Consider the following 10,613-nt stretch of genomic DNA (forward strand, 5'->3'; position numbering starts at 1 on the left):
GTCGACGACTTCCTCGCCGAGGCCACGCCCGAGGACAAGATGGCGCTGATCAAGCGCGAGCAGGCCGGCGGCAAGCTCGTCGCCATGACCGGCGACGGCACCAACGACGCCCCCGCACTGGCCCAGGCCGACGTGGGCGTGGCGATGAACACCGGCACGTCGGCCGCCAAGGAGGCCGGCAACATGGTCGACCTCGACTCCAACCCGACCAAGCTCATCGAGATCGTCGAGATCGGCAAGCAACTCCTCATCACCCGGGGCGCGTTGACGACCTTCTCGATCGCCAACGACGTCGCCAAGTACTTCGCGATCATCCCCGCGATGTTCTCGGTGGCGTACCCGGGCCTGGACGCGCTCAACATCATGGGCCTGGCCTCGCCCGAGTCCGCGATCCTCTCGGCGGTCATCTTCAACGCGCTGATCATCATCGCGCTGGTCCCGCTCGCCCTGAAGGGCGTGCGGTACCGGCCGATGAGCGCCGACAAGATGCTGCGACGCAACCTCGCCCTCTACGGCCTGGGCGGGCTGATCGCCCCGTTCATCGGCATCAAAATCATCGACCTGCTCATCTCTCTGATCCCCGGGCTGCACTGATCGAAAGGCGTGGTGACGGTCATGAACAACTCCATAGCAAGCACCCTCCGCCTGGCGTGGGCGTCCCTGCGCGTCCTGCTGGTCCTCACGGTGGTGTGCGGCGTCGTCTATCCGCTGGTCGTCACGGGCATCGCGCAGGGTCTCTTCCGCGACAAGGCCAACGGCTCCGAGGTGACGGTCGACGGCAAGGTCGTGGGCTCTGAACTCATCGGCCAGAGCTGGAACATCAAGGGCACGAAGACGCCCGATCCCAAGTGGTTCCAGGGACGCCCGTCCCACAGCAACTACGACCCGATGGCCACCGGCTCCAGCCAGCTCGGCGCAAGCGACCCCAAGCTGGTCGCGAACGTGAAGGCGGCGAAGAAGCAGGTCGCGGAGTTCAACGGCGTGCCGGAGTCCGAGGTCCCCAAGGACGCGGCGACCGGCTCGGCCTCCGCCATCGACCCGGGAATCTCGCCCGCCTACGCCGAGATCCAGGTCAAGCGCGTCGCCGAGCACAACCGGCTGACCGTCACACAGGTCGAGAAGCTGGTGAAGGACAACACCAGCGGCCGGACCGCCGGTTTCCTCGGTGAGCCGGCGGTGAACGTCCTGAAGCTCAACATCGCGGTCAAAGAAGCGGTCAGAGAGCTCGCCACGAAGTGAGAAGCCGTGTCGCGGGTGGCCCGCCAGGGGAGGGCGGCCACCCGCGGCACTCTCGCGCACAACAGAAGGGGGACACCGATGACCCGGATACCGCTCACCCCGACTCACTGGCATCTGGTGGAGGTGCTGGTGCGCAACAGCGGCCGGCTCGTCAGTCGGCAGCAGTTGCTGGAGGAGGTATGGGGCCCTTCCCGCACCACGCCGGGCCATTATCTCCGCGTCTGCATGGCGCAGCTCAGACGCAAGCTGGAAACCGACCCGGCGCGTCCTCGGCACTTCGTCACCGCGCCCGGTAAGGGCTACCGCTTCGACCCCTGACGCCCCGGGCTTTCGCCCCCTGGCCACCCTTCGACACGAGAGCGGGACCACGTGGCACGCGGCAAGTTGCGGATATACCTCGGCGCTGCACCGGGCGTCGGCAAGACCTACGCGATGCTGTCGGAGGCGCACCGCCGCGTCGAGCGCGGCACGGACTGTGTGGTCGCCTTCGTCGAACACCACGACCGGCCGCGCACCGAGGTGATGCTGCACGGCCTGGAGCAGATCCCGCGCCGGGAGCTGGACTACCGCGACACGGTGTTCACCGAGATGGACGTGGACGCGATCTTGGAACGCAGGCCGGCCGTGGCGCTGGTGGACGAGATGGCGCACACCAACGTCCCCGGCTCGCGCAACACCAAGCGCTGGCAGGACATCGAGGAGCTGCTGGAAGCCGGGATCCATGTGGTCTCGACGGTGAACATCCAGCACCTGGAGTCCCTCGGCGACATCGTCGAGTCGATCACCGGGATACGGCAGAAGGAGACCGTCCCCGACGAGGTGGTGCGCCGCGCCGACCAGATCGAACTGGTCGACATGTCCCCGCACGCGCTGCGCCGCCGCATGGCACACGGCAACATCTACAAACCGAACAAGGTCGATGCGGCGCTCTCCAACTACTTCCGGCCCGGAAACCTCACCGCGCTGCGCGAGTTGGCGCTGCTGTGGGTCGCCGACCGGGTCGACGAATACCTTCAGGAGTACCGGAGCGAACACCAGGTTTCGAGGATCTGGGGATCACGTGAGCGCATCGTCGTCGGACTGACGGGCGGCAGTGAGGGCCGTACGCTCATCCGGCGCGCCGCCCGCCTCGCCGAGAAGGGCGCGGGCGGCGAAGTGCTCGCCGTCCACATCGTCCGCAGTGACGGCCTGGCCTCCGGATCGCCCAAGGAACTCGCCGTCCAGCGCACCCTCGTCGAGGATCTGGGCGGCACCTTCCACCACGTCCTGGGGGAGGACATCCCCTCCGCACTGCTGGAGTTCGCCCGGGGCGTGAACGCCACCCAGATCGTCCTGGGAACCTCCCGGCGCAAGGCGTGGCAGTACGTCTTCGGCCCCGGGGTGGGCGCCACCGTCGCCCGTGACTCCGGACCCGACCTGGACGTCCACATCGTGACGCATGAGGAAGCCGCCAAGGGGCGTGGGCTCCCCGTCGCCCGGACCGCGCGGCTGGGCCGGTCGCGGATCATCTGGGGCTGGCTGACCGGGGTGGCGGGACCGGCGTTGCTGACGCTGATGTTGATGAGGATCGGAACGGGCCTCGGTCTCGCCAACGACATGCTGCTGTTCCTGACGCTGACCGTGGCGGCGGCGCTGCTCGGCGGCCTGCTGCCGGCACTTGCGTCGGCCGTGGTGGGCTCACTCCTGCTGAACTGGTTCTTCACGCCACCCGTGGGCCGCCTCACCATCGCCGACCCCAAGAACATCCTGGCCCTGGTCATCTTCGTGCTGGTGGCCGTCTCGGTGGCCTCCGTCGTCGACGTCGCCGCCCGGCGCACCCACCAGGCCGCCCGCCTGCGTGCCGAGTCGGAGATCCTCTCCTTCCTGGCGGGCAGCGTCCTGCGTGGTGAAACCACCCTCGACGCCCTTCTGGAGCGGGTGCGTGAAACCTTCGCCATGGACACGGTGGCCCTGCTGGAGCGGGAGTCCGAGACGGCCCCCTGGACCTGCTCGGCGAGCGTGGGCGACACCGGCCCGCTCGCACGCCCGGAGGACGCGGACGTCGACATGCCGGTCGGCGACCACATGGCGCTCGCGCTGTCCGGCCGGGTCCTGCCCGCCGAGGACCGCCGCGTGCTGGCGGCCTTCGCGGCCCAGGCCGCCGTCGTCCTCGACCGCCAGCGCCTGCGATCCCAGGCCGAACACGCCCGGAAGCTCGCCGAGGGCAACCGCATCCGCACCGCCCTGCTCGCTGCCGTCAGCCACGACCTGCGGACTCCCCTGGCCGGTATCAAAGCCTCGGTCACCTCCTTGCGCTCCGACGACGTCGAGTGGTCCGACGCGGATCGGGCCGAACTGCTCGCCGGCATCGAGGAGGGCGCCGACCGCCTCGACCACCTCGTCGGCAACCTTCTGGACATGTCCCGGGTCCAGACCGGCACCGTCACGCCGCTGATCCGCGAGGTGGATCTCGACGAGGTCGTGCCGATGGCCCTCGGCGGCGTGCCGGAGGGCAGCGTCATCCTCGACATCCCCGAGGAACTGCCGATGGTCGCCGTCGATCCGGGGCTGCTGGAGCGTTCGGTGGCCAACATCGTCGAGAACGCGGTGAAATACAGCCCCGAGGGCGAACCCGTCCGCGTCTCGGCCAGCACGCTGGGCGGCCGCGTCGAAGTGCGCGTCGCCGACCGCGGCCCCGGCGTCCCCGACGACGCCAAGGACCGCATCTTTGAACCCTTCCAGCGCTACGGTGACGCCCCGCGCGGGGCGGGCGTCGGCCTTGGTCTGGCCGTCGCCCGGGGATTCGCCGAGGCCATCGGCGCCACCCTCTCCGCCGAGGACACCCCCGGCGGCGGCATGACCATGGTCCTCACGGTTCCCACCGCCGCCGGTCACCCGCCGGCCGCGCCCGACCTCCCGGACGCGGTCACGTCGTAGTAGTCGGCACGGACTCCGGCAGACCGCCGGACCGCGTGCCCGGCACGGGCCGGGCGCCCCTTACGCGCGAGGGGCCGTTGGGCCCTTACGCGCATGGGTAGGCGCTCCTCTTACGCGCGCGGCGCCGTCGGATGCGGCTGGACCCCCGTCATCAGGAAGTCCAGACCACGCCGGGTCGAGACCACCACGACCCGGTCGCCGGCGCGCAGAATCCTGCCGTGGGCGGGACGCCAGTCGAAGCCCGGCCGGTCCAGGCGCAGACCGCCGAGTGTGTCCGTCGGTCCGGCAGACGCGACCTCGGCTGCGGAGCCCACCGCCAGGACGCGCCACTCGTTCTCACGGAATGCCTGGTGAACGGAGCGTCCCTCCAGCTCCGGGTGGCCGGCGACGTCCACCGCGGTGAAAAGGAGAGAGCCGCGTTCGACCGGCATGATGCCCAGGACATGACGCCCCATCATCGCGGCGGCGAAGGGAAGCGCGGCGAGCGCCGATACGCTGCGGCTGCGCGTGGTGGCGTCGGGGTACGAGGCGCGCATCGTACGGGAGACGGTCGCCGCGAAGTCGTCGTCGTAGAGCCGCATCACCACCCGCACCCGGGGGTTGCTCTCACGCGCCGCCATCACGATGTCGAGGTTCTCGCCGTCGTCGCGGGTGAGCACCAGCAGGGACTTGCTCTGGCGGATGCGCGCCCGGTCGAGGACATCGGGGGCGCCGGCGTCCTCCAGCAGCAGTGGCACACCGAGTTCACGAGCCAGCGCGACGCCACGCGCGTGCGGGTCACGCTCTATGACCACCACCTGGTGTGCGGTGGTGCGCAGTTGCGCCAGCACCCGGGTGCCGATCTTCCCCAGCCCGACCAACACGATGTGATCGCGCAGGTCCTCGGCCGGCGGATGCTCGACGGACGCCTGGCGGAACGCCTCCGTGGCGTTCATGGTCGCGGCCACCACCAGCGGCATGACCGCCAAACCGGCGAAGCCGGCGAGGAGTTGGAGCACGCGCCGGGCCGGGGATTCGTCCGTCGCCGGGTCACCCATGGTGAAGATGTCCAGCAGCGGCAGGTACACCGACTTCCACAACGGACCGGGCTCGGCCAGCGCGGTGGCCATGGCCAGCACCAGCACGATCGCCGCCAGCGCGCCGAAGACCGACAGGACCTCGCGGGAGAGGAAGACCTTCCACGGCAGGTGCGCCAGCCGAGCCCGCAGCCATGCTGCGTAACGGCGCCGATCGCGCTGCGGTGCCTCGGGCCGGTGATGATGCGTGACCTCCTCCAGCATGAGCCGGCCGTGGGTGAACTGCCGATGGTAGGAGGTGACCGTGTCGGGCAGCAGCTGAGTGCCCTCCTCCCCCGGCGTCTCCGGGCTGTCCTCGCTCGCCGGGTCGTCCTGGTGCGCACCGGACAGCACCGCGAGGGTGACCAGATCGGCGGACTGCGGCGGGGTACGGGCAGGGCGTACGACTCCGCGGAAGACCTGGCCGTCCACCTGCAACGTGTCCCCCTGCCCGACCGCGGCGGCGGCCACCAGTTCGGGGACGGCGGTGTCGGTATCGGACAGCACGGTGGTGGACATGTCGAGCGCCATGTCGCCGGTCCGGCCGAGCGCCGAGACGGCGCGGTCCAGGAGCCGTTCGAGATGCTCACCGCGCTGTCGGTTGTACATGCGGATGACCAGGCGGACCGTGGGGTTGATGCTCCGAGCCACCAATGCGGCGGTGAGGTTGACCTGGTCGTCCCGGTAGGTGAGGGCGAGCGCGGCCGCCCGTTCCACTCCTGCCGCCCGCAGCGTCTGCTCGTCCGGTCGGGCGGCCACCAGCAGCTCGACGGGGGACCGTGGATCGCGGTGCAGCGCGGCAATCTCCGGTGCGTGCCCCTCGCGCCTGGAGGGCAGCACGACGGTGACCGCCTCACCGCACACCGCGTCCAGGGTCACCGCGAGCCGGTGCGCGAGCCCGTCGTCCCCACAGATCACCATGTGCTGAGAGCGCTGCCCAAGCGGCATGCTCAGTTGGAGAGTTGACGTCACAACAGCAAGATCGCCCGTACATGACACGCGGTTCCACTGGGCACAACAGTTCGACATCAAGGTTCCGTATCGACGGGAGCCACCCTCCCGTCGACATCATCGATACGATGACCAGCGCCTTCACCACGCCACACCCGCCGAGCAAGCACGCCCCCAAGGCCGGGACACGGGCGACGAGGAATTTCCGGCCCGCGGGAAGAGGGCTTCGGTTGCGTCACGGACTTTCCGAGCCAGTCGACGTCAACCTCAGCTGTGAACAGCTGGGCCTATGGGTTTCGACAAGGGTTGCGACAAGAAGGGCACCTGGCCCCTGATTCCTTGATCACCTCATGCCTAGGCTTCCGGGGACACGACCTCGCCTTCGGCGTGCTCCACAGGGAACGGAACTCATGAGTGGTGACGAGTCCGTAGCGGAGCAGGTCTACGAGGCCGGCCTGGAAATCATCAATCCCGGCGGCGATCCGGACGTCCTGCGTGGGGCGGCCAAGGGCTGGCTGGATCTGCACGAGAATCTCCACAGCATGTTCCGAGACCTGGACCGCGAGGTGCAGCAGACGCTGAATTCCGGCTGGCGCAGTCTGGCGGCAGACGCTTTCTCGGAACACTGGAAGAATCTCGACGCGGCGATGAGGAAGAGCCTGCCGCAGTTGCCCGAGGCGGCCAAGAGTCTCGACGAGGCCGCGGACGCCATCGAGGACATCAACCGCGAGATCCACGAGATCTACCTGGAGATCGACATCTCCATCGGTATCTCGGTCGGCATGCCCTTCCTGACCATGTCCGCAGCGGTGGCGACCCGACTGCCACGTCCCCAGCGCTAGGGATTGTGAGAGGTTGTGATCAACCACGGGTTTCGCTCGTGCGGGGCGGAACCCGGTAGGGCGGGCGGGTATGACGCTCAATCAACTTACTGGCAAGCATTGCAAGTTGACTGGCCCATATCTGGCGATGGTCAGATGCCGAACGGTGCGGCGTAGCGGACGGTACCGCTGGGCAGCGGGTGGTCGGCGTCGAGGGTGCGGGCCATCAGGGCCTCGTCCGGGACGTCGATGGTCAGGCCGATGCCGTGGGCGGAGGCGCGGGTGAAGCCGAACCGGGGGTAGTAGGTCGGGTGCCCCAGGACGACGACGTAGTGCTCGCCCGCCCCCTTGGCCGCCGTCAGAGCGGCCTGAACGGCAGCGGAGCCGACGCCGCGACTTTGCTGTTCGGGCCGGACGGCGACCGGTCCCAGGCACAGGGCCGGGACATCGCCAATGTGGCAGCGCGTCAGCAGTGCGTGCCCGACGAGATCGCCGTTCCCCTCTGCGGCGACAAGAGACAGGCCGTCGATCCAGGCACTCGGGTCGGCGCGCAGGGCCTCGACGAGGTCGGCCTCCTGCGCTGTGGGAAAGGCGGCGAGGTCGAGCGCACGAATGGCGGGGATGTCGGCGCTGGTCTCAGCGCGCGTGATCCAGGTACTGCTCATGATCGATGAAGTCCGTTTCAGAGTGATGTTCGTGTGGGCCGCCCCGCGAGCCCAGGCTCCCAGCGAGGCGAACAGGATGAGTTCAGGCCACAGCCCGGGGCGGGGGCCCGGACGCTGTGCACGGTGGCCACCGGGATGGGGGTCCTGCAGGCAGAGCCTGCAGGACCCCGGAGGTCATCGCCGTGAATGGTCCGGACTCGGACTCGTCAGCCTGAACCGGACTATGTTCTCCTCGGTGGCCCACCGTTGGAATCCGGCCTTCTCCAGCACTCGGATCGAGGACGGGTTGGACAGTTCCACGTTGGCCGACACGGTATGGACCGCGGGCGTGGTGAGGGCGAACTCCGCCAGGGCCTGGGTGGCTTCGGGGGCATAGCCCAGGCCGCGGCGGGATGCGACGATGCCGTACCCGATCTCAAGGACGCCCTGGCTGGGCGGCCAGAACAATCCGATCGAGCCCACCACCAGGCCGGTCTCGCGCTCGATGATCAGGCGATGCCCGTATGCGCCGAGCCAGTCGGGATGCTGGTCGAGAAGGCCCGCGACCACGCGGTCGCCTTCGGCGGGAAAGTCGTCCGCCCAGTGCGGGGACCGGGACCGGGTGCCGTCGAGGACCGCGGTGGCCTCGCTCAGGGTCCAGGTCCGAAGGGCGAGGCGCTTGGTGAGCACGTCGGCGTGGGCGGGTGTAGAAGAGGAAGACACGCGTCTCTCCTGGTCGTTGGAACGACCCGGCCGGCGCTGTGCTATCGCGCGGGCCGGATGAGGGCATGCTGACGAGGGCCGACGGCGGCCATATTCATCAACCTCCCCATCCCAAGATCACGCGTCTGTCACGCTCACGCGACGGTAGTAGCCACTCACCGGCGGGGCAACGCATTTTCGAGCTTGATCAGTCCCCCGATCAGAGCGCCGATCTCAAAGGACTTCGACAAACCCCCGCCGGCAACCGCCAAGTGCCGGGCCCCGGTCGCCACCGCTGTGGCCAGCACCACGAGGACACCACGAGGAGAAGAACGATGGTCAGGCCGGTCATGTGATGGTCCCCCGGTCGATAGCGGCTGCTCTGTTGTCACGCTGCCGACCAGACTTCCCGGCACTCCGCAAGCGAGCCTCCGCGAACGCAAACGCCACCAGCAGCACCGGCCCGGCATGGAGCCCCCTGGCACGTGAGCCGGCCTGGGCAGCGCCGCGGTGGCGGGTGGTCTTCATCAAGGGAGTGCGCTTTCCGGTCCGCGCGGGCAGGACTGCCCGTATCACCGACCAGACTTCCCGGCAGACCCTGCGCGGACCGTACTCCGACAAGAACCGGTAAGGACGACAGCCTCACACCACCGGTTCGCCCACCAGAGTGCGCACTCCCGCCGCGCCCTCCGGGAGCAGCTCCCACTCAGCTGACCCGCTCGCCTGTCAACGGCCTCTTGATCGTCCCCGAAATGCAACAGGAGATCTGCACAGGTCGGCCGGCAGACGACCCAACCCACTGCACTCCACCGCCCTGCACTCGTCGTTCCAGGACACGGTGCTGGAACGACTCGGATCCGCGTGGACGGATCATGACCTGGTGTTCGCCTCGACGGCTTCCAGCTCTACGGAGGCGAGGCAGGTGGCCGCAGGACCCCGAGAAGGTCTCGGCACGGTGGCGCACCCTGCGCACCCGGTTGAAGCTGGCCGAGGAGTTCCGGATTCACGACTGGAGGCACAGCAAGGTCACGAACGATCTGGAGGCCGGGGAGAACCCGGTTGAGCCCTCGCCAACGTCCGGCACCACTCGCCGGGCTACGCCATGGCCCGCTACGACCACAGCAGGAAGAATGGCCCCCGGAAGCTCGCCGCCTCTGGAGCGAACAGGCTTGGCCTGCCATCCCTGGTCTGACCTGGGGATTCCCTGGGCCGCTGGTCACGTGATTGGTCAGGCCACCGCCCAGAAATAACGAAAGCCCCTGGTGAGGCGCTATTCATACTGGCGTCCGAGGCCCGAGTTGCACCATACGCACATGCCGGCGATGCGGGGCGAATTGCTGCTGGCGTGGCCGCGCACGGCCGGCACATGTCTACCGCGTGCCGCACAGGAAGCTCTCTCCTTCCGCAAGTTACTACTCTGCAGGCGCGCAGGCACATAGCCCTCCGTGTGAAGGCTCGTGCTGTGAGAGGGTATTGTGCGAGTTTTTATCGGATTTCAGCTTGAGTTGGCCTCTGGGGTGAGGCGACGACGGTCTGTAGTTGGCCCATCAGAGAGCTTGTTGGCCCGTGTGATGCTCGTCCTGAACCTTGAGTACGTTGCGTGAGTAGGGATGAGCATGGACAAGGTTGGTCTGTACGTGAAGTTCCGTACGCAGGCGGGGCACCGGGACTCCCTGGTCAAGATCCTGCTGGAGGCCGCAGGGCTCATGGCTGGCGCGTCGGGGTGTGAGCTGTACATGGTCAACACCGTTCCCGGCGAGGATGACGTCGTATGGGTCACGGAGATCTGGCGGAGCGCGGCTGACCACGAGGTCTCACTGTCCGTGCCTGGGGTGCGCGAGCTGATCGGGCAGGCGATGCCGCTCCTGGCGGGTCCACCCGAGCGGATCGACGTGCGCCCGGCCGGAGGCGCCGGATTGGACGGCTGAGAGAGGCGGTCGCGGGGCCCATCACCGGTCTTCGTCACAGGTGACGGGTGTCGGCTGGGTGAGCGGCGAACGCCCCGTGCACACCGCGCCGTTCTCCGTCTACGAGGTGCACATGCCGTCCTGGCGACCGAGTTTGACGTACCGTCAGCTGGCGGATCAGCTGCCCGCCTACGTCAAGGACCTGGGCTTCACCCACGTCGAGTTCATGCCGGTGGCCGAGCATCCCTTCGGCGGCTCGTGGGGCTACCAGGTCACCGGCTTCTACGCGCCCACCGCCCGGATGGGCACCCCCGACGACTTCCGGTACCTGATCGACGCGCTGCACCGGGCCGGGATCGGGGTGCTGATGGACTGGGT

General features: G+C 68.5%; 8 protein-coding genes and 2 pseudogenes. 7 read left to right on the forward strand and 3 right to left on the reverse strand.

Annotated features, from left to right (window positions below):
• The 4 genes and pseudogenes from B073_RS42425 to B073_RS0136950 form a co-directional block, all read left to right on the forward strand.
• A partial coding sequence (locus B073_RS42425) for an HAD-IC family P-type ATPase (protein ID WP_037814064.1) occupies positions 1-594 on the forward strand: 594 nt, incomplete at its 5' end.
• Between the two features lie 21 nt (positions 595-615).
• Positions 616-1,239 carry a potassium-transporting ATPase subunit KdpC gene (kdpC, locus tag B073_RS0136940; RefSeq protein WP_026248078.1) on the forward strand — a complete coding sequence of 208 codons (624 nt, stop codon included), beginning with the start codon at positions 616-618 and terminating at the stop codon, positions 1,237-1,239.
• An 87-nt stretch (positions 1,240-1,326) separates the two neighbouring features.
• Positions 1,327-1,557, forward strand: a pseudogene (locus B073_RS0136945) (winged helix-turn-helix domain-containing protein); the annotation flags it as partial.
• A 51-nt stretch (positions 1,558-1,608) separates the two neighbouring features.
• Entirely contained in the window at positions 1,609-4,155 is a 2,547-nt protein-coding gene (locus B073_RS0136950; protein WP_018543089.1) for a sensor histidine kinase, read from the forward strand.
• 110 nt (positions 4,156-4,265) lie between these two features.
• On the opposite strand, the gene B073_RS0136955 is transcribed toward B073_RS0136950, so the two are convergent.
• A complete protein-coding gene (locus B073_RS0136955; protein ID WP_018543090.1) occupies positions 4,266-6,131 on the reverse strand; it encodes an NAD-binding protein in 1,866 nt (621 codons plus the stop codon).
• A 440-nt stretch (positions 6,132-6,571) separates the two neighbouring features.
• Between B073_RS0136955 and B073_RS0136960 the strand changes: the two genes are divergently transcribed.
• Complete coding sequence (locus B073_RS0136960) at positions 6,572-7,003, forward strand: WXG100 family type VII secretion target (RefSeq protein ID WP_018543091.1); 432 nt, start codon at positions 6,572-6,574, stop codon at positions 7,001-7,003.
• Positions 7,004-7,134: 131 nt separating this feature from the next.
• On the opposite strand, the gene B073_RS0136965 is transcribed toward B073_RS0136960, so the two are convergent.
• Together B073_RS0136965 and B073_RS0136970 are read right to left on the reverse strand one after the other, a co-directional pair.
• Positions 7,135-7,647 carry a GNAT family N-acetyltransferase gene (locus tag B073_RS0136965; RefSeq protein WP_018543092.1) on the reverse strand — a complete coding sequence of 171 codons (513 nt, stop codon included), beginning with the start codon at positions 7,645-7,647 and terminating at the stop codon, positions 7,135-7,137.
• A 174-nt stretch (positions 7,648-7,821) separates the two neighbouring features.
• On the reverse strand, positions 7,822-8,349 hold the full coding sequence (locus B073_RS0136970; protein WP_037814071.1) for a GNAT family N-acetyltransferase: 528 nt from the start codon (positions 8,347-8,349) through the stop codon (positions 7,822-7,824).
• Between the two features lie 1,595 nt (positions 8,350-9,944).
• Here B073_RS0136970 and B073_RS0136980 point away from each other — a divergent pair.
• Both B073_RS0136980 and B073_RS42430 read left to right on the forward strand, forming a co-directional pair.
• On the forward strand, positions 9,945-10,256 hold the full coding sequence (locus B073_RS0136980; RefSeq protein ID WP_063740942.1) for a putative quinol monooxygenase: 312 nt from the start codon (positions 9,945-9,947) through the stop codon (positions 10,254-10,256).
• Positions 10,257-10,320: 64 nt separating this feature from the next.
• Positions 10,321-10,613 (forward strand): annotated as a pseudogene (locus B073_RS42430) (alpha-amylase family glycosyl hydrolase); the annotation flags it as partial.

The sequence above is a fragment of the Streptomyces sp. MspMP-M5 genome, assembly GCF_000373585.1.
GTDB lineage: Bacteria > Actinomycetota > Actinomycetes > Streptomycetales > Streptomycetaceae > Streptomyces.